13 protein-coding genes are annotated in these 18,894 nt (G+C 58.8%); 7 read left to right on the top strand and 6 right to left on the bottom strand.

Annotated features, from left to right (window positions below; genetic code table 11):
- Nucleotides 1–51 precede the first annotated feature (51 nt).
- The 5 genes from K349_RS0102875 to K349_RS0102855 form a co-directional block, all read right to left on the bottom strand.
- On the bottom strand, nt 52–1,584 hold the full coding sequence (locus K349_RS0102875) for a DUF2193 domain-containing protein (protein WP_026368371.1): 1,533 nt from the start codon (nt 1,582–1,584) through the stop codon (nt 52–54).
- A gap of 812 nt (nt 1,585–2,396) precedes the next feature.
- The gene (gene folP / locus K349_RS16210) at nt 2,397–3,602 is read right to left on the bottom strand and encodes a dihydropteroate synthase (protein ID WP_026368370.1); all 1,206 of its coding nucleotides are present in this window, start codon (nt 3,600–3,602) and stop codon (nt 2,397–2,399) included.
- Complete coding sequence (gene queD, locus K349_RS0102865) at nt 3,599–3,976, bottom strand: 6-carboxytetrahydropterin synthase QueD (protein ID WP_026368369.1); 378 nt, start codon at nt 3,974–3,976, stop codon at nt 3,599–3,601. Before queD ends, folP begins: the two co-directional genes overlap by 4 nt.
- Nucleotides 3,977–4,070: 94 nt before the next feature.
- A complete protein-coding gene (locus K349_RS0102860) occupies nt 4,071–5,276 on the bottom strand; it encodes a YibE/F family protein (protein WP_026368368.1) in 1,206 nt (401 codons plus the stop codon).
- Nucleotides 5,277–5,293: 17 nt separating this feature from the next.
- On the bottom strand, nt 5,294–6,298 hold the full coding sequence (locus tag K349_RS0102855; RefSeq protein WP_026368367.1) for a DHH family phosphoesterase: 1,005 nt from the start codon (nt 6,296–6,298) through the stop codon (nt 5,294–5,296).
- 496 nt (nt 6,299–6,794) lie between these two features.
- On the opposite strand from K349_RS0102855, the gene dnaA reads away from it, so the two are divergent.
- From dnaA to K349_RS0102825, 6 genes are all read left to right on the top strand, one after another.
- Entirely contained in the window at nt 6,795–8,117 is a 1,323-nt protein-coding gene (dnaA, locus tag K349_RS0102850; RefSeq protein WP_026368366.1) for a chromosomal replication initiator protein DnaA, read from the top strand.
- A gap of 231 nt (nt 8,118–8,348) precedes the next feature.
- Nucleotides 8,349–9,497: a DNA polymerase III subunit beta gene (dnaN, locus tag K349_RS0102845; protein WP_026368365.1), complete on the top strand. Its 1,149-nt coding sequence runs from the start codon at nt 8,349–8,351 to the stop codon at nt 9,495–9,497.
- Nucleotides 9,487–10,545, top strand: coding sequence for a DNA replication/repair protein RecF (gene recF / locus K349_RS0102840; RefSeq protein ID WP_026368364.1), 1,059 nt, complete (start codon nt 9,487–9,489; stop codon nt 10,543–10,545). The genes dnaN and recF overlap by 11 nt, the downstream gene beginning before the upstream one ends.
- A gap of 15 nt (nt 10,546–10,560) precedes the next feature.
- On the top strand, nt 10,561–12,435 hold the full coding sequence (gene mnmG, locus K349_RS0102835) for a tRNA uridine-5-carboxymethylaminomethyl(34) synthesis enzyme MnmG (protein WP_026368363.1): 1,875 nt from the start codon (nt 10,561–10,563) through the stop codon (nt 12,433–12,435).
- Nucleotides 12,432–12,929, top strand: a complete 498-nt coding sequence (locus K349_RS0102830) for a DciA family protein (protein ID WP_026368362.1) — start codon at nt 12,432–12,434, stop codon at nt 12,927–12,929. Before mnmG ends, K349_RS0102830 begins: the two co-directional genes overlap by 4 nt.
- A 150-nt stretch (nt 12,930–13,079) precedes the next feature.
- Complete coding sequence (locus K349_RS0102825; protein WP_034264202.1) at nt 13,080–14,150, top strand: NAD(P)H-dependent flavin oxidoreductase; 1,071 nt, start codon at nt 13,080–13,082, stop codon at nt 14,148–14,150.
- Between the two features lie 477 nt (nt 14,151–14,627).
- Here the strand turns inward: K349_RS0102825 and K349_RS0102820 are convergent, their stop codons facing one another.
- Nucleotides 14,628–15,647 carry an NAD(P)-dependent oxidoreductase gene (locus tag K349_RS0102820; RefSeq protein ID WP_051464178.1) on the bottom strand — a complete coding sequence of 340 codons (1,020 nt, stop codon included), beginning with the start codon at nt 15,645–15,647 and terminating at the stop codon, nt 14,628–14,630.
- Between the two features lie 685 nt (nt 15,648–16,332).
- Between K349_RS0102820 and K349_RS0102810 the strand changes: the two genes are divergently transcribed.
- Nucleotides 16,333–18,888 carry a hypothetical protein gene (locus K349_RS0102810; RefSeq protein ID WP_157367261.1) on the top strand — a complete coding sequence of 852 codons (2,556 nt, stop codon included), beginning with the start codon at nt 16,333–16,335 and terminating at the stop codon, nt 18,886–18,888.
- Nucleotides 18,889–18,894 lie beyond the last annotated feature (6 nt).

The following is an 18,894-nucleotide window of genomic DNA, read 5'->3' as shown; positions in this document are numbered from 1 at the left end:
AAGCGGGAGAACCGGAGCACGCTCCGGCCTCCCGCGGGGATGGAGCCGAACCTAGACCGACAGATGCCACTCGCAGTAACCGTTGTCGCCCTGGCCGCACCCCTTCACGTAGGGAACGTTCCGCTTGATCAGAGACGTCACGGCGCATCCTTTACAGGCCCGGACGGGGGCACCGGGCTTGTCGGGATTGAGGGCGATGATGTTCGTCATCAGTGTCGCCGTCGTGCACTCGGGAGTGAGATAGCAGGGGAAATCCGCCAGGCTCATAAGGGCGGCGAAGCGCTGCGTGATGGCGCAGGCGGGGTAGGTGTAGCGCTGCGGATTGGACACCACGGGATGCTTGTCGATGGGGGAGAAGTCGAGGGGAATTCCCTTGATCTTTGCTCCCGCGCCGATGGGGGAAATGTCCAGAATCTGCTCCCCTCTGGCCAGAACATCCATGAAGTCCACATTGTGCAGCTCGTCCGCCTCGCCGCGCTTGGGATTCATGGCGGCGTAATTGTAGAAGCGCTTCGTGAGGAGATCCACCACCATGGGAACAGTGAAACTGTCGAGCCAGAGGATGTAGGCCGACGCCGCCGCGGGCGCTCCCGTGGCCACCGCGAGAACGTCCCACTCACTCTTGAAGGCCTCCATCTCGATTCCCTTCCGGAGCGTCGCTTCGAAGACGTCCATCACCGATTCGTAAATGCCGAAGACCATGTCGTCCTTGAACATGTTGTAGGCAGACTGGGCGATATGGTGCCCCACGTCGCCCACACAGTAGGCGGGAACGGCGCAGATGTTCGCGTAATGCACCCCTGCTTTCGCCGCTGCCTCGATGGAGCCCCGCATCCTGTCCTTGTACTGCTTCATGTATTTTCCCACGTCGAAGGAACTGTGGCCGCCGTGGCCACCGAGATTGTGGGTGGCCATGAGGTGGGTCTGGGCGGCGATGGGTTCCCGGTAGATGAACTGGAGCATCTCGACCTCGGCCTGTTCCGCCTCGGCGGCGCTCTTGCCCGCCTCCAGAGCCGCCCGGAAGGCTCCTCCGAGACCGTAGGACGTGTTCATCCCCCAGGACTTGGAGGCGAGAATGGTCTTCTTGTGCGCCTTCGGCATGTCCATGTTGCGAAGAATCCGGTTCACCAGGTTCGGAACGGAACCCACGGACATGGCGAAGTCCACCACGCAGGTGGGACCGTACATGCCGCCGTAGCGCCGTACCGCCTCAAGGCCGATGAGTGCCTTGTTCGCGGCGATGGCGTCGATGAACTGCCACATGGACTTCTTGAACGCCGGATCGCTCTCGTAGAGGACTTCCAGGATCGCCGGAGTCTGGTAGTGCTCCACGAAGGGATCGTCCTCGGGACGAATCGTGTCGGTGAGACCGCACAAAATCTCATAATGAGCGTTCACGGACTTGACGTGGAGATCGATGACCTCCTTGCACTGCCCTCCTTCGGCGGTCATGGTGTTGACCGCGTCCACGTAGGGCTTGGCATCCGTCAGCTTGAACACGCCTCCCCGCTTTTCCTTGATGACGCCATAGACGGAACGCGTCGCTCCGACCGCCTCTTTGATCATCTTTTCGTGGATCGACATCCTCGTTTCACCTCCGAATCCATCAATGAATCCACTACAGTTCCTCTCGGGCCACCCTTTTTCGCGTAAAGATCCGTTCCTTCCACGTTTCTCCCGACGCTCACCTCCCTCGCGTCCTCCTTCGGAAACGCTTTGCCGATCCCAAGGATCCCTCCCGGAGAAAAAAGAGGGGTTTTATAATTTTTTCATTTCTAGGGAGTCTTTTTACATACAAGAGGTGGTTTTAAGTCAAAAAACCGATGGCGGCAACGAAGAACGGAGGACCTTTTCGAAGTGCATCCAAGGGAAATCGAAGAGAACGAAGAGTGGCGACGCCTTGTAAAAACTGAAATGAAGCCATATATTCTCCGCGTGTCAAAAAATCAGAGTGCTCTGCAAGCACATCAGCGAGCATAGAATAACGCATGCAAAAGATTTTGTCAACGAATGATTTCCCCAGTAATTTTCTTGATAATTTCATTTTTTTCAAACAAAAAATTCTTTTTTAGATCCGGATTCTCTTGACCGGCTGCCGCGGTGACTCCATCTCAGCGAAGAACGTGCCATGAGACTCTCCGCTTTTTCCGGAGTTCTCTCTCTTAGCCCTTGTTGTGCTTGACGTGTGTAAAGCCATCCAGGGGAAGGCGCACTCCGGAAAACAGGGAGGCGCGGGGAAGATGCCACGAAAACGGCGTGAGGAAACCTTGTCGTGCAGGGGACGGCTTGTTCGGGTGGTCCGCATCCGGACGACATGACGACATGTTTCTAAAGGGAAAATACCGGAGAAGAAGTTTCCGGCGGAGGGCACGCCTCATTTGCCCGGCGAATCGCCGTCAGGCGCCGAGGGTCTTCACCGCCTCGATGGTGCGCACCACCCGTACGTTCTCCCGCACGTCGTGGACCCGGAGAATCTCCACGCCCTGCCAGGCACAGAGGGCGGTAACCGCCAGAGTGCTCTCCAGTCGATCCTCCGGATTCGGCAGACGGAGAATCTTGCCAAAGGAGCTTTTTCTCGAATGTCCCACGAGAAGAGGTCTTCCGAAGGCGCGAAAGAACTCCGGATGGTGCAGGAGTGCCATATTGTGAGCCGTGGTCTTGCCGAAGCCGATGCCGGGATCGAGGACGATCCGGTCCCTCGGAATGCCCGCCGCTTCGGCCCTGGAGAGGCGTTCTTCAAAATACGCATTCATCTCCGCCGCCAGGTTCTCGTAATTCGGATCGTTCTGCATCGTTTCAGGAGTTCCGCGGATGTGCATGAGCACCAGAGGAACGCCGAGTTCTCCTACGGCGGAGGCGAGATCCGGGTCGAAACCGAGTCCGGAGATGTCGTTCACCAGATCGGCTCCTGCGGCGACACAGGCCCTCGCCACGGATGCCTTCGTGGTGTCCACGGAGAGCACCGCCTCAGGGAGACGTTCCCGAATCGCCCTCAGGGCGGGAACGAGGCGGGACGTCTCTTCCTCTTCGGAGACAGGAACTGCACCGGGCCGGGTGGATTCGGCACCGAGATCGAGGATGTCCGCCCCATCCTCGACCATGGAAAGAGCCCTGGAGATGCAGGAGGAGCCGGTCACGCGGCTTCCGGCGAAAAACGAATCCTCCGTGAGGTTGAGGATCCCCATGATCAGAGTGCGCCCTCCCAGACGCAGCTCGCGCCCCCGGGGCAACGGAAGCCTCCATTGCCGGATCACTCTGCCCGCGAGAGCGCGCCGGAGTTGCTCTCCCCATGTCCTCGCCTCCGTTTCGGATGCAGAGGCGAGACGTGCCGCAATTCCTTCGAGCTGTTTCGGCGTGCCGAGGAGGAGCGCTTCCTTGGAAACCGTTCCCTTCTCCGGACGGGACCATACTATGCGGACTCCCACTGCGGCAGCCTCTCTGGAGAGGATGTTCCGCAAGGTCTCCGGCGCCCAAAAGAGATGGAAGGCGAGAACGCCCTCCACCAGCTCCGGACTGACCATGTCCTCCGGAGAGCAGCCCATCTCCTCGAACCTCCGGCGAAGGGCCTCCGGCCGGGCAAGAGACTCCTCCCAGAGCGTCACGACGAGACTCTCTCCAGGTCTTCCCTGCGGAGGATCACGGAACAGGTGGCGGTCTCCCACACCTGGACCTCGGAGAGAGACGCGCCGCGTCCACGGAGGAACGGCTCGATCCTCCTCCAGATCCAGAGGGCGATGTATTCCGCGGTGGGTTGGGGAATCACATTGTTGAGATAGGAGTGGTCCAGAAAAGACAGGACGTTTTCGGAGACGATGCTCTTGAGTTCCACGAAATCAAGCACCATTCCCTCGGAATCGGGGTCGCCCTCGAGGGTGACGGAAAAACGATAGGTATGGCCGTGCAGTGCCTCGCACTTGCCGTGATACTGTTCCAATCGATGGGCCGCGTCGAAGGAGAATTCCCGTCTCAAAAGCATTCTTCTTCCCCCCTTTTTCCATGCCGCCCCAAAAGTCAAGGACCGCGGAAAAAACGGCTGCGGGCTTGTTCCCGCGTGCGCCGCAGCGTCGAACTCAGCTCGAAAAAGGTCTTCGCATGCCCGGCCGGCCCTGTTCTCTCCGCTGGTCCCGTCTGTGCCACCACATACCGAGAAAAGCCGTGATTGGCACCGTGAGCAAAAGCCCCATAGTTCCCGCAAGACTGCGGACGATCTCCTCGGCGATGCTGGGGTCGTTGAAGAAGCCGAAGAAGGTCGGCCCCGCCTCGGCGATGAGCACCACGAAGGGGAGGGAACCTCCGAGATAGGCCAGGATGAGGGTGTTCACCATGCTCCCCAACACCTCACGCCCCACGCCGAGCCCCGCCTGCCAAAGACGGGTCGGCGTGATCTGCGGATCGTAGGTAGAAAGCTCTGCTACCGTAGAGGTCACCGAGACGGCCACGTCCAAAACGGCACCGATGGAGCCGACGATGACCGACGCCAACAAAAGCCCCTTGAGGGAAAGCCCGGGAAGTGTGGAGGCCAGAAGAGCCCCCCCCTCCCCGGCCATGCCGGAGAGCTTCCAGAACCAGACCATGACGGAACCGATGACCGAGGCGGTGACGGCGCCACCCACGGCGCCGAGGAAGGCCACAGGGCGCCAGTGTTTGCGCCGTACCACGAGAAGCACCGTGAAGGCCGTCACGAGTGCAACCGCGGCGATGGAGTAGGGAATGGGCGACGCCCCGTCGTGCACCGCCGGGACGAACCATCCGAGGAGCGCCACGAGAGAGAGGACAAGCCCCAGAAGAGCCCGAATGCCCGCGACACCGGCGCTCGCAACGAGGCCTCCCGCGGCGAGGGAGATGAATCCCACCACCCAGGGAACCCGGTAAAAGTCGCTCACGTAGCATTGGACGGAGCCGTCGGGGAAGGTGTCGCATCCCAGAAAATAGCGGTCTCCGTCATTCAGGGAAATGCCGCTGTTGGCGAGCTGCTCCACCACGACCTGCTCCTGCTCACCCCTCCGGTCGCCCGTAAGGAAGCGCACAACCAGGGGAATGCGGACCTGTTGCCACTCTCCGAGGGACTCGTTGCCCTGGGGGTCTTCGTTCTGCGGCTCCGGCATGTCGAGGGGAACCGGCTCTCTCTCGCCGATGGACTCCACGCGCACGATCCAGGTTCCCTCGCTGGACCAAAGGGAGAACACCGCCCGATCCGCCAGAAATCCCAGAAGCAGGGAGAGAACGCATACCACGGCGATGCGCAGCACATAGCTCTTGCGAAGTCGCTCCTTCATTGCCCGTCTTCCCTCTTTCATTTGCCCAGCTTCGCCTGCAGAAGATCTCCCAGGGAAAGCCCCATGGGGCGGTCCTGGTCATCGGCGGTACGAATTCCCGAGAGCAGCGTGTCCCGGATCTGTCCTTCCTTGTACGAAGAGGGGTAGTAGAGCGCCGCCGCGTCCCCGTGACCGCCGCCGCGGACCTTCCGCCCATCCCTGAGCAGTCCGACGAGACGTCCCGCGAGTCCTTCCCGGCTCCGCATGGAGATGGCCCAATCGCCGGAGACCTTGCGGTTCGCCACCGCCACCAGTCTTGGGGGATCGTCCGAGCGATCGAGAAGAAGACCGCAGAAATCGGACACGTCCCCGTACTCCAGGAGGTCCGCCCCGACCCAGACGAGGGCGTCCCCGGAGCGGATCACCTTTTCCCTCGCCCGGGAGAATCGCTCCTCCTGACGAACCACGAAACGCTCCGCCGTATCCTTTTCCTCCTCCGTCAGCGTGGAGGAGGGACTCGCCACGAGACGGGCGAAGACGCTCCAGGGACCGCAGAGAGTCACTAAAGCCTGCCACAGACGGCTTTCCGTCCTTTTCCCGAGCCAGAGGTCCCTGTCGTTGGCGATGTCCACGAGATCCGCAAGAGATTCAAGCCGCCGCCGCGGAGCGGCCGGAAGATCCCTCTTCAGAACCCAGTCGTAATACACTTTGGCCGCGCAGGCACTCGTGTCGATGACCATCCATTTCCGGTTGCCGAAACGCTCCTCCGTCGTCTTGTGATGGTCGAAGAGCAACGGTTCGTCTCCTTCGGGAAAAAGAGTGTCCACCTCGTCCACCGTTTCCCGGCGCTGACAGAACAGATCAAGCACCAGGAGTCTCGCATCTCCCCGAAGTGTTTCCAGCATGAGTTCATCCACCTCGCCGTATCCGGCGAGACTCACTCGAAGGGGTGCATTCTCCGGATAATGGGCGTGCCATGCCACGGCGGCAGCGGTCACTCCGTCCATATCGGTGTGGCTCACAATGTGAAGTAAAGGCTGCATAGCCATCCTCCTTCACTCGTATCGTCGTTTTCACACCCCAAGTATAGTTCTCCTTGTATCTTTCAGGAAGAGCGCGAAGGAGAAAGACAAAAACGGTGGAATCGAGGGGAAAAATGACGTGCCTTATCCACATATGTGGATAAGGGTGTGGATAACCTTTCTTTTCGCGCTTTCAAGCCTTAAGGATGATATCGAAAACGGTATTTTTTGTGGACAACTTTCTCATCCCTTCCCGCAACGTCTTCCGCTCTATCCACAGAGTTCTCCTCCAACTTTCCTCTTTTGTGGAAAACTGGAGGCATGGGGGATGCATATATCCATAAACAAGGTAAGAATTCAAACGAGAATGGACCTTTATACACAATTTTTCGACCACGCTCTTCCTTCGAGTTTTCCACGAAAAATCATCCCCTAAGGGGCTTGTATGGTAAGATGGACTGCACCGCTGTGGAAAACCTTTTGTCTCATATCGCCGTTTTTCTTTGGAGTGATTGTTATGACAGATGAACTGAACACCCTTTGGACCGCTCTTCTCTCTGCAGCGAAAGAGGACCTCCCTGCCGGAGCGGCAGAGATTTGGCTCAAGACCTGCCTTCCCGTCTCTCTCAGCGAGAGGAAGCTTGTGCTGGACGTCCCGAACGTATTCGTGAAGGAACAAATCCAGACGAGATTCCTCCCGTCTCTGGACAAGATCGCGCAACAGCTTGAGATTGCCGAGAGCGTCATCCTTCAAGTAGGGACGGAGGTTCGAGGTGACGAACAAAAGCGTGCCGAGCGCGCCGCTCAGCCTCCCCAGGGAAACAAGGGCGGACTCAACCCCATGTATGTCTTTGATTCCTTTGTCGTGGGAAAAGCGAATCGTCTCGCACATGCCTCCAGCCTTGCCGTGGCGGAGTCCCCCGGTGTGGCCTACAATCCCCTTTTCATCTGGGGAGGAGTGGGGTTGGGAAAAACACACCTCATGCACGCCATCGGACATTACGTGTGGGACAGCAATCCCTCCACAAAAGTGGTCTATGTGAGTTCCGAGAAATTCACCAATGAACTCATCAGTGCCATTCAAAACAACCGTACTCAGGACTTCAAGGCAAAGTATCGAAATGTAGATGTTCTTCTCATTGATGATATTCAGTTTCTCGCAAACAAGGAGAGCACCCAGGAAGAATTCTTTCATACCTTCAACAGTCTTTATGACGCGAAAAAACAGGTCGTCATCAGCTCCGATCGACCGCCGAAGGAAATTCAACGCATCGAGGAACGTCTGGTAAGCCGCTTCGAATGGGGTCTCGTCACTGACATACAGCCTCCCGACCTGGAGACACGCATCGCCATTCTCCAGAAAAAGGCGGAATTTCGCGGTTACAGCGTCCCCGAAGACGTCATCTATTTTCTCGCCCAAAACATTCCCAGTAACATCCGGGAATTGGAGGGTTCACTCAATCGGGTCGTCGCCTGCTCTCAACTGAACATGGAACCTATCACCGTGGAAAATGTCTCGGAATGGCTGAAGGACATCATCAAAAACGTCTCTCGGGGCCCGGTGAGTGTGAACCTCATTCAACAGCTCACGGCGGAAGCCTTCGGTCTCAGCGTGGAGGATCTCTCGAGCGCCAAACGAACCTCTGAAATAGCCCTGGCCCGCCAGGTGGGAATGTACCTTTGCAGGGAACTCACCGAAGCCAGCCTGCAACAGGTGGGTTTCGCCTATAACAAGAAGGACCATACGACGGTGCTCCATGCCTGCAGAAAAATAGAGGAACTTGTCAGGACCAATATTCGCGTGGCAAGTATTGTGGATAACATCCGTAAAAAGCTGTGATTTCCCGGTGCATTGCACTGTGGAAAACGAACTAAGGAGGGTATTTCCACAATAGTTCTGTGGATAATGTGGATAACAAAGAGGATTTCCTCTTCTTCTTTTCCACAGGCTCTTTTCCTTCGTTGTAGGTTTCCGTAGGACTTTTCCACAGTTCACACAGTCCCTATTACTTATACGACTGTTCTTCAAGAGATAAAAAGCAGTACTAATTGTGGAAGGATGTGACCGCCGATGAGACTCAACATCGACAAAGTTCCTTTTCTCAAAAGCTGGCAACTCGCCGAACGGAATGTGGGAACCTCCAGCGCTGTGAACACTCTTACCGGAGTTCTCTGTACCGCTGAGGAAAATCACATTACGCTCCAGGCAACGGACTTGAAGACATGTCTCACCTGCAATGCCCAAGGAATCACTGTGGAGAGGAATGGATCCGCCGTGTTTCCCGTCAAGGTTGTGGGGGATATATTCAAGAAGATTCCGGCAAAGCAGTTCACTGTGGAAGTGAGCGAGGGAAGCGCTCTCATAACTGCCGGAAGAAACAAGTATCGTTTTGGAACATACAGGGTTGAGGAATTTCCGCGGATTCCTTCCTCCGCCACGGGGGAATACTACTGCGATCTTTCCTGTGGAGAACTGCTTCGTGTTCTTGGAGAAGGAAGTATTTCCGGGTCTGTAAATGACGAGTTTCCTCAGTATCTGAGTGGCGCTTCCCTGCAGCTTGAGGAAGGGCGGCTCACCGTGGCTGCCACGGATACACGGCGGCTCTCTCTCTCTCGAACGATGGTGAGGGAAGGGACTCAGGGGGCACAACTCGTTCTTCCCATCCGCGGTCTCCGAGAGCTTGGCCGGGTTCTCTCCTCCTGCGAGAGCGAGGATCCTGTGCGGATTCTCGTCGATGGAGCCCAGGCTTTCTTCCAGTTTCCAGGGGGGGAGTTTTCGGTCAGGCGTATCGATACCAAATTTCCGGCCTACGAGAAATTTCTCGCCAAGGACCGAACAACCTGGATGGTGATGGACAAGGATGCACTCCTTGCCGCGGTGGAAAGAATGGACCTTATCGTTCGCGATTTCACCCGTATGGTGGTGCTTCAACTTTCACCTGCGGGGAACCTCCACATTTCCGCTCAAGCTCCCGAGGTGGGAGACGCGATGGAGGAACTCGACGCGGAGATAGACGGAGAGCCTCTCCGGATCGCCTTCAACGTGCGGTTCCTCCTTGACGGTCTCAAGGCGGTCTCCGGAACTCTGGTGCATCTTTCCTTCAACGGTTCCGTAGGGCAGATGACCATGTCGCGTCCCGACGATGATGCGTTTCTCTATGTGGCCATGCCCATCGCTCTTTCGGAGGAGGATGCTTTTTCGGAGGAGAATGCGCTGTAAGCGGACGGAATGGAGAGGATTTCGCAATCTTGCTGTCCAGCGCATCGAATGGGGCGAAGGACTTCATCTTCTCGTGGGGCCGAATGGGGCTGGAAAAACGAACGCTCTGGAGGCGCTCTCTCTGATGACCGGGTGGGGTCCCTTTCCTGGAAGGAAGACCTCCCAGATGCGGGCCTGGGGAGGGGACGGGGGGGTGTATCTTTCGGGAGAGTTCGAGGGGGAGGAAAGGGTTGTGTCCGCAGCCGTGGTAGGTAGATCTACACAGCTCGGATGCAACGGAAAACGGTGTGGTGCGGCTGATCTTCGCCCGAGGATTCCTTCCCTCGCGTTTCTTCCGGAAGATTTGGCTCTCGTGGAGGGATCTCCGGGAATCCGGAGACGATTTCTGGATCAGCTCTGTGCACTTCTTCTTCCTCTGTATGCATCGAAACTTCATGAGTACAAGCGGGCTCTTCGGTCGAGGGTCATTCTCCTGCGCCAGGGAAAAAACGTGGAACTCACCGCAAGAGTCCTGGCGCCTCTTGCGGGATGGCTCTGGAGTTCCCGAGAGATGGCCGTTCGTCTCCTTGTGGAGGGACTCTCCGCGATGCATGCGCTTCTTCCCGCGGAGGTGTCCCTCGTTTTTTCCCGAGGAGGATGTGTCGGAGAGGGAAATCCCATGGAGGAATACTGGAAATCCCTCTCTCTTCTGGAAAAAAGAGAGCGTCTCGTCGGCTCTCCTCTTGTGGGTCCCCATCGGGACGACCTCTTTCTCGGTGTGGAGGAACAGGCGGCTTCGGTCGTGTTGAGTCGGGGACAGCGTCGTCGTCTCGCCGTCGCTCTCATGCTCGCCGCGGGATACGTGGTAGAGCGTCGTCTGCGGCGTTGCCCCCTGCTTCTTCTTGATGAAGTTGCGGCGGAACTCGATGGAGAGGGAAGAGGACTTCTCTTCTCCTCTCTCGCTGCAACGGGATGGCAGATCTTCGCCGCAACGGCGGAGGGGACGCCCTACGAGTGGCCCGGAAAAGAATGGAGAGTTCACGAAGGGCATATTTCTCCTTTGAAATGAGGAAGGCGAAGGAAGATGAAGGAGCACTACGATGTGATCGTTGTGGGAGGAGGTCATGCGGGGACCGAGGCGGCTCTTGCAGCGGCTCGCATGGGCGCTTCCACGCTGCTTTTGAATCTCTCCCTGGACAATACCGCTCTCATGGCCTGCAATCCCGCCATGGGAGGCCCTGCGAAGGGACACCTCATCAGAGAGATTGACTCCCTCGGAGGTGAGCAGGGGCGGGTCACGGACGCCTCGACACTGCATATTCGGGTGCTGAACACCTCCAAGGGGCCTGCGGTGCGTACGCTGCGCGCCCAGTGCGATCTTGTGGAATATCACCGTACTATGAAACATGTTCTTGAATCCACCTCCTCCCTCGATATCTTTCAAGGTCTCGTGACAGGACTCCTCGTCTCCGGAGGTCGTGTCGAAGGAGTGGTCACCAGAGAACAGGTGCGGTTCGGAGCACCTCGGGTCGTTCTCACCACGGGAACCTATCTCGGAGGAAAGGTGCACATCGGCTTGGTCAATTTTGCCTCCGGACCTCTCGGCCAGGTTGCGGCGGAGGGACTTACGGAGGATCTGCGACGGCACGGATTCGAAGTTGGGCGTTTGAAGACGGGGACGCCGCCGCGCATCCATGCGGATACGGTGGACTGGAAGTCCCTCACCCCCCAGCAAAGCGAGAGAGATCCCCTCTGCTTTTCCCATTGGAGTGAAGGAGCGGTGCACGATGGTTTTGCCTGCTATCTCACGAGGACGACCGAGGTAACCCACGGAATCATCCGGGAGGCCCTCGGCGAATCGCCGCTTTTCACTGGGCGTATCGAAGGCATCGGTCCGCGGTATTGCCCCTCCATCGAGGACAGGGTGGTGCGCTTTCCCGACAAGGAAAGCCATCAGGTCTTCCTCGAGCCCACTGCGAGAGGCAGCGCCGAGGTGTACATGCAGAATTTCTCGTCGAGCCTTCCTCTCTGGGCCCAGGAGCGCATGGTCCGCTCCCTTCCCGGGTGCGAGAAGGCGCATATTCTCCGTCCCGCCTACGCCATCGAGTACGATTATCTTCCTCCGACGCAGCTCACTCCCTGGCTTGAGACGAAACGCGTGAAAGGACTCTTCTGCGCGGGACAGATCAATGGAACCTCCGGCTACGAGGAAGCGGGGGCTCAGGGGATCCTTGCCGGAGTCAACGCGGTGCTCACTCTCCGCGGCGAGTCCCCGGTGGTTTTGGGCCGCTCCGAGGCCTATATGGGTGTTCTCGTGGACGATCTGGTCACCAAGGGAACGAGAGAGCCCTATCGCATGCTGACCAGCCGCTGTGAATACCGTCTTCTTCTGCGGCACGACAACGCAGACCGCCGCCTCGCTCCTCTGGGAAGAAAGCTGGGGCTCCTGGATGATTTCCGCTGGAACGTTCTGCTTCGGAGATGGAAAACTCTTGAAGAGGAACTGGAGCGGCTTCGCTCGATTCGAATTTCTCCCTCTCCTGAAGTGAACCGCCTTCTTCTGGAGGCGGGAAGCACCCCTCTCTCGGAAAGTGTCACCGCGGAGGAGTTGCTCCGCCGTCCCGAGGCGGATTATGCGCTTCTCGTCCGCATCGCTCCTCCCGACGAGCCGTTGGAGAAAGAGATTCGGGAGCGCGTGGAGATCGAGGTGAAGTACGCAGGCTATGTGAAGAGACAGGAACGGGCCTGTGAGCGGCTCGCCCGCATGGAGAAGGTTGAGGTCCCTGTCGATTTCGAGTGGCGCGGCGTTCCGGGTCTTTCCTCCGAGGCGCTGCAGAAGCTCGAATCGGTACATCCGAGAACATTGGGACAGGCAGGGCGGATTTCCGGGGTTACCCCCGCGGATCTCCAGCTGCTCTGGATCGCCCTGGAACGGCGTCGGAGGAAAGGATCGTCATGAGACGCACCGTGAGGAGGGGATCGGCGAAGCCTCTTTCGGAACTGCTCTGGAACTCCCTTCCCGAGGGAGCGAAAGTCCGGATCCGGGTCGCTGCGAGTGCCCGGAACTGGGAGAGCGTGGTGGGCCCGCTTCTGGCGAAACGAAGCGCCCCGAGGCGGATCGTGGAGGGAAAACTCCTCGTCGTGGCGGAGAGCCCCGCGGCAGCTCAGGAACTCGTCATGCGGGGAGCGCGCATCGTGAAAAACCTGGAAAGAGAGTGGAACATCCTCGTCTCCGGCATCACCGTGACGGTCGGACGAGTTCCGCCACCGCCGCGGGATGGCGCACCTCCCGTAGACAGACCCCTCGGCTCCGTTCCGGCCGAAGAGGTACATGCCGCCCTGGATGTCGTCGCGGAGAAGGTGGAGCGGGGTGATGTGGCGGAATCCTTGGCGAGGCTCATGGCGGTGTATCGGAAGCGCTTTCCCGGAAAAACGGGAGGCCATTCTCGCTGAGAGCGTTGTTTCCGGGATGGTGCCATCGTCTTCTTTTCCTTGTTTTTTCGTGGAGAAGAAACGCTAAAGAGTGTACAATAGAAACCCTGTTTCCAGGAAACGTACCGCGTCCGCAGCGCGGGTACCTACACGGGAGGAAGTGGAGCGAAAATGACCAATCCGACACTCACCCTGGGAAAGCACACACCTGTATTTCCGCTGATCCAGGGAGGCATGGGCGTCATGATCTCCGGACCCCGCCTCGCCGGCGCCGCGGCGAAAGCGGGAGGCATCGGCACCATCGCCAGTGTCGGCGTCGCCTGTGCGTCGCCGCACTACAACGGAAGGAACTACTTCGAGGCAAACCGACTGGCATTGCGTGACGCGCTCCGGGATGCCCGCCGGATCGCTCCGGAGGGCATCCTTGCGGTGAACTGCATGGTCGCTCTCACGGACTACGAAACCCACATCCAGGCAGCCTGCGAAGGAGGCACGGACGTGATCATCTCCGGCGCCGGACTTCCGCTCAAGCTTCCGGAACTCACCAGGGACTTTCCCCAGGTCGCCCTGGTGCCCATCGTGAGTTCCACCAGGGCGGCACAGCTCGTACTCCGGAAATGGGAGAAGTCCTATGGGAGGCTGCCCGACGGATTCGTGGTCGAGACACCTCTTCACGCGGGAGGACACCTTGGAGCGACGAAGATGGAACACGTGACGGCCCGGGAATTTTCCCTTGAGGAGGTCGTTCCCGAATTGGTGGCGTACCTCGAGGAGGAAGTGAAGGCGGACATCCCGGTCATTGCCGCGGGAGGAATCTGGAATCGCGAGGACATGCAGCGCGCCTTCGCCCTTGGAGCCCGGGGCGTCCAGATGGGGACACGCTTTGCCTGCACCGAGGAGTGCGACGCCTCGGACCGCTTCAAACAGGCCTATCTCGACGCGAAGGACGAGGACGTGGTGGTCATCATGAGCCCCGTGGGCATTCCGGGACGGGCCATCAAAAACCCCTTCGTCGCGAAGTATCTCGAAGGGGACGTGACGAGCAAACCCTGCATCGCCAACTGCCTCTCCCACTGCTCCTACAAGAAGGACCGCAAGGCCTTCTGCATCGCCCAGGCCCTCGTGGACGCCTATCGCGGCGATTGGGAGGAGGGACTCTTCTTCTGCGGCGACAACGTATCCCGCTGTTCCTCCATCGAGACGGTGGAGGGGATTTTCCGAGAACTCTTCGGAGACGCCTGAGAAACAGCTCCTGCGTAAGGACGTTCCGCTCCTTTCCGGGAGCTTTTTCTGTCCCCTTTGAGTGAGCCTTCCGGTTGTTCAGACGGACGATGCGATGCCGTACGGTGACACACCTCTTGAAATCCAGAGGAACAAAGGAGTGACGTGGACAATGAAATGATCCGCCGTGTTTTTTGCTCTTCTTGTGCTCCTTGTTCTCGCGCTGTTCCTTTTCGGGGAATTTGCTCCCTTTTCCGCTGCCGCGGAGGCGAAGAGCCGTACCGAAGCATTGGAAGCGGTGGCGGAACAACTCTGCGTCCTGTGGGGAAGGTACGCGCTGGACGTCGCCTACGCCAATCTTTTTCGGAAAGAGAACAGCGACCACGACGCGAAGAAAAAGGGCGCCATCGCGTACCTCCGGATGATGTCTGCTCATTCTTCGGAGCAGCGTTCCGGAGCGAACCGGCGCGCTGTTGCGGCGTTTGAGAGGAGGCGTGCTCAGTCGGTGACGCGAGAGAGCGGCGCTTCTCCTCGGGCGACGCGGTTCAGGTTTTCCAGAACGAACCGGGCGATACCTTCGTGGGCTTCCCGGGTCACGCCGCCGAGATGGGGCGTGGCAACGACTTCGGGGAGGGAGAGAAGCGGATCCTCCGGAGAGGGAGGTTCCTCCCAGAACACATCGAGCCCCACGCCTCCGAGACGCTTCGTCCGGAGCGCCTCCTCCAAGTCCTTGCGGACTACCACGCTGCCCCGGCTCACGTTTACGAGAAACGCTCCGTTCTCCATGGCGTTCAGCACCTCGGCGTTCACGAGTCCCCGCGTTTCCGCGGTCTCGGGAACGGCGAGAACGATGAAGTGGCATCCCCGGACGGCCTCGCCGAGGGCGTGCAGAGGAAAAACCTGCTCCATCCCCCAGAAGGCGTGTTCCTCCCGGAGTGTTCGGTTGACGCCCACCACCGTCACGCCGAGACAGAGAAGGCGTTCGACGATGCAGTGCCCCAGATTGCCCAGTCCCACCACGCAGGCCCGTTTTCCCCAGAGCGTGCTCCCCAGCGGCGCGTGAAGCCGCCCTTTGCGCAGATTCTCCTGGCTCGCGGCGAAACGCCTGGAGAGGAGGAGGAGATGGAGAAGCACCATCTCGGCGACGCTTTCTCCGTTTCCCGTTCCCCTGGAGGGGACGTTGCAGACCGGCACGTTCCTCCGGCGGCACGCCTCCAGATCGATGTTTTCCACGCCCACACCCCATTGCTGCACCAGGCGCAGATTCGGCGCCGCGGCGAGGTGCTTCTCTCCGAAAGCAAGCGGCGGAAGAATCACCGCCTCCGCCCGGGGAAGCTCGTCGAAGAGCGTCTCCGGCGTGGCCATCCGCACCTCGTGTCCTTCCAGGGAGACTCCCGCCCGTCCGAAGACCTTTTCGAAAATGGTGTCCGCAAAGAGAACCCGCATGGTTGTCGATCCCTCCCTTGCTTCAAGAACCGTGGTCTCTCCGATGGAAAATGCCCTTCCCGTACCCGACATCGCCGGCCCTCGGCCGGAGGAACGTCGGAGCGGAGCCTGCAAATTTCCCGCTCTTCCCGGTACTTCACGTTTCGGTGCGTGCAACTGCTTCCCCGCATCTTCAAACGGGAACCCCTGGGGATTTCATTTTCTCTCAAATGATCGGAATGTGCCAATCCCGAAGCGGAGAAGGTTCCGTTCCGTTTTGCGGGAGTGGAAACAGGCATGTTGCGCACAGCCCCGTCCCTTGTGAATGAGTCCCGAAGTTTCCGCTTGCGAAACCTGTTTTTGCGTCGAATCACAGCCGAGAACTCAATCCGAGCCTTTCGCCGGCCTCCCGTACCGTGGTCTTCCCGGCCGATGCCTGTCCAATCAGCAGCAACCGCCGCACTTCCTTCGTCTTCATGAAGACGTCGCCCCTGTTCGTCATGGGTGACATTTTCATCGCCCCGCTCAGAGGTGACACGCTCACTGTCCGACCACAAGGCGGCGTCAGCTTCTTGAATTCCTGTCATTGTGCATGCTAGAATGCAAAGAGACAAAAATTGAAAATTATTGTGTTTTTGAGATTTTTTTCAGAGCACCACAGTGTTCACTGTGTCTTTTCGACGAGAAACAAAGAAAAAAATGACCCATCTCTCCGCAGGTCCGACGGGAACGGGAGGAAATCCTTCGGGGCGGAGAAAAAACGAGGGGAGTGTTTTTCATGGAGAGGAACCCATCACGGATGAATCGCTCTTTCAAGGCGCTCTTTCCACTGTTCCTGTTGTTGCTGGTCGGAAGCTCTCTCCTGCTCGGAGGATGCGGCGGAGACGACGATGCTCCCCCGCCGGTGGTGCGTGGCCTGACCTATACGTTCAGCGATGACGTCACCGCGGGAAGAGTGACGTTGCAGACCCTCTCCGGCGATGTTCTTTTCGACCTCTCGGATGACGTGCACACCACGGGCTCCTTCGCGATCTCCCCCGGAGAGATTCTCCCCTCGCCCTTTCTCGCGGTGGTGACGGACATCACCACGAGGGACACCTCCAGTTCGACGCTTTCGGGACAGGCACCCCTTCCGGCACCCTCCTCACTCTATGCGCTGGTGGAGGAACGCGACGCGCTGGTGCGGGTGACGCCCCTCTCGTCGCTGGTCGCCCGCTACGCGATTCGCACGGGAAAGACCCTCGCCGAGGCGGAGGAAGCCATCGGAACGTTCCTGGAGCTGAAATACAGCGCCTCTCCCTCCCGGCTCGTTCCGGGCGCGTCGGATCGCAACAATTTCTCCTTTTCGCTCTTCGGCTGGGCCTGGGTCGACTCGGGGCTTTCCTTCGACGCCTTTCTGGACACCCTTATCGACGAGGCCGAGGCGGGAGGGACTCACCCCTTTCCCGGCTCCGTTCAGGGTGCGGGAAGCAAGATCTTCAAGTGGCTGCTGAATGAGATCGGTGCCGGAGCGGTGGGCTGGGCCACCGGCGAGGGGCTCGGCTGGGTGGAGAAACTCATCTTCGGTGACCCGACGAAGGACATTCAGTCCGAGCTGGACATGCTCTCGGAGAAGATGACCTTCATCAGCAAGAACCTGATCGACTTCGAGAAGGCCATGACGGATCTGCTGCGGCAGATGCAGGTGGAGGCCGACTACAACACCATGCTCTCCTCCATTTCGCTGATCCGGACCCTTTATGACGACAACTTGATGCCGCTTCCAAAAAACAAGGACCGCGAAAGATCCAAGAAGGAGGCGGAGGCCATCGACGCCAAGACCCTCGACGTGGAACTCGGGCTCGACCTGATCAACGAGAAATTGACCGCCCCTCTGGTGGGAACCAGCTTCTACACCAAGCTGGCGACGTATCTGCTGGACCAGGTCAGGGGAGGAAAGACCTCTATCGAGGACGCCCTCGACACCTATCTCCAGACCTATTTGTTCCTCGTGGGCATCCAGAGCAAGGGATTGATCCTCATCACCGAACACTATCATCTTTTTCAGGACCCGGAGGACGTCAAGAACAACGTGCTGCGGTGGCAGGCGAAGCACACCGACCGGATCGCCGCCCAGTCGGAGATCTTCCTCGACGGCGTGGAGATGATGGGTGTCTTCCTTCCCCGGGGAGGATGCACCATGGATTATCATCGGGGAAGTGACATGCCGCACGACGCGGGAGGATCGCCCTACTTCACCTTCGACGATCATGTCGGAGACGCGGTGGGAGCGTCGTCGCAGGTGGTGGTGCGCCTCCTTTGGGATTCCCTGGTGGCGGATACCTATTACTGGAGGGGCTCCAGACCGAAGGATTACAATGTCTTTTTCACCTTCATGAAGGATCGTATGCGCGACCTGGAGGCGAAGAAAGACGGCAACAAGGGCACCGCGCTGCCCCTCTATCTGAGGGTGAATGAAAGCGACATATCAGCACCGATAGGAGGCTATAACGGCACGGTGAACGTCGTTGCCTGGCAGGATCCCGGAAAGAGCCCCACCAGGGCGGTGGTGCTCCGGTACATCTTCCGGGACATGCCGCTGCAGACCCGCTTCACCCTCGTCGCCGGTGAAAGCGAGGTCCGCCGTTTCAACCTCGGGGACAACGAACCCCCTGTTCCCGGAGCGGTGGGCAAGAAACTCCTCAACAGCACTTTCAGCTACGATGCGAAAGTGCCGACCATCTGGCTCACGCTGACGGAAGAGAAGCCCTACGCCACGGTCCCGCTCTTCGCCTGGCTTCCCGACGCCGCTCTTCTTCGCAATGGGGTGCCCGACGAGGCCGGAGGTGCCCCACTGCTCGCCACGACGCCCGAGAAAAAGGACGAACCGGTCGCCGAGTACGGCATCAAGGCAACGAATTGGGAATATTTGAAAGGCGAAGGATATTATGTCTCCTGCCTGGGCGGATGGCGGAAAGACGGCGGCGCGGAACGACACGGGCTCGTCCGATATAAAGCCGTGGATGCCACGAAGACCTTCGTCCGTTACGGAGATCTTCTTTCTCTGAAGAGCCACAGCGGAGAACTTCAGTTTCCCTCGTACAAAAACAAATGCAATTACGCCAGGGTCGTCGATACGGCAACGCTCGAGCCCGTGCCGGTGATCATGTCCCGTTTCGTGGATTTCTACACCGAAACCAAGGAACCGGCTTACCCCCGGGAGGGCATCCACGTTTTCATCAAGACGAAGGATCACGACTATCTGCGGGAGGCGGAAAACGGAAAGACGCTCTACACCAACGGGACCGAGAAGGACGCTCCCCAGCGGTGGACCTTCCGGCTCTATGATTTCTAGGAGATG

The sequence above is a fragment of the Aminiphilus circumscriptus DSM 16581 genome (assembly GCF_000526375.1).
Lineage (GTDB): Bacteria > Synergistota > Synergistia > Synergistales > Aminiphilaceae > Aminiphilus > Aminiphilus circumscriptus.
The sequence above is the reverse complement of the archived record's forward strand: the minus strand, read 5'-3'. Positions and strand labels throughout refer to the sequence as shown.

What these genes read in the sequence shown, in the direction of transcription:
- dnaA (WP_026368366.1), top strand. Translation starts at nt 6,795, where the DNA reads ATGACAGATGAACTGAACACCCTTTGGACCGCTCTTCTCTCTGCAGCG.
- K349_RS0102875 (WP_026368371.1), bottom strand. Translation starts at nt 1,584, where the DNA reads ATGTCGATCCACGAAAAGATGATCAAAGAGGCGGTCGGAGCGACGCGT.
- K349_RS0102820 (WP_051464178.1), bottom strand. Translation starts at nt 15,647, where the DNA reads ATGTCGGGTACGGGAAGGGCATTTTCCATCGGAGAGACCACGGTTCTT.
- recF (WP_026368364.1), top strand. Translation starts at nt 9,487, where the DNA reads ATGCGCTGTAAGCGGACGGAATGGAGAGGATTTCGCAATCTTGCTGTC.
- dnaN (WP_026368365.1), top strand. Translation starts at nt 8,349, where the DNA reads ATGAGACTCAACATCGACAAAGTTCCTTTTCTCAAAAGCTGGCAACTC.
- K349_RS0102825 (WP_034264202.1), top strand. Translation starts at nt 13,080, where the DNA reads ATGACCAATCCGACACTCACCCTGGGAAAGCACACACCTGTATTTCCG.
- mnmG (WP_026368363.1), top strand. Translation starts at nt 10,561, where the DNA reads ATGAAGGAGCACTACGATGTGATCGTTGTGGGAGGAGGTCATGCGGGG.
- K349_RS0102855 (WP_026368367.1), bottom strand. Translation starts at nt 6,298, where the DNA reads ATGCAGCCTTTACTTCACATTGTGAGCCACACCGATATGGACGGAGTG.
- K349_RS0102860 (WP_026368368.1), bottom strand. Translation starts at nt 5,276, where the DNA reads ATGAAGGAGCGACTTCGCAAGAGCTATGTGCTGCGCATCGCCGTGGTA.
- queD (WP_026368369.1), bottom strand. Translation starts at nt 3,976, where the DNA reads ATGCTTTTGAGACGGGAATTCTCCTTCGACGCGGCCCATCGATTGGAA.
- K349_RS0102830 (WP_026368362.1), top strand. Translation starts at nt 12,432, where the DNA reads ATGAGACGCACCGTGAGGAGGGGATCGGCGAAGCCTCTTTCGGAACTG.
- K349_RS0102810 (WP_157367261.1), top strand. Translation starts at nt 16,333, where the DNA reads ATGGAGAGGAACCCATCACGGATGAATCGCTCTTTCAAGGCGCTCTTT.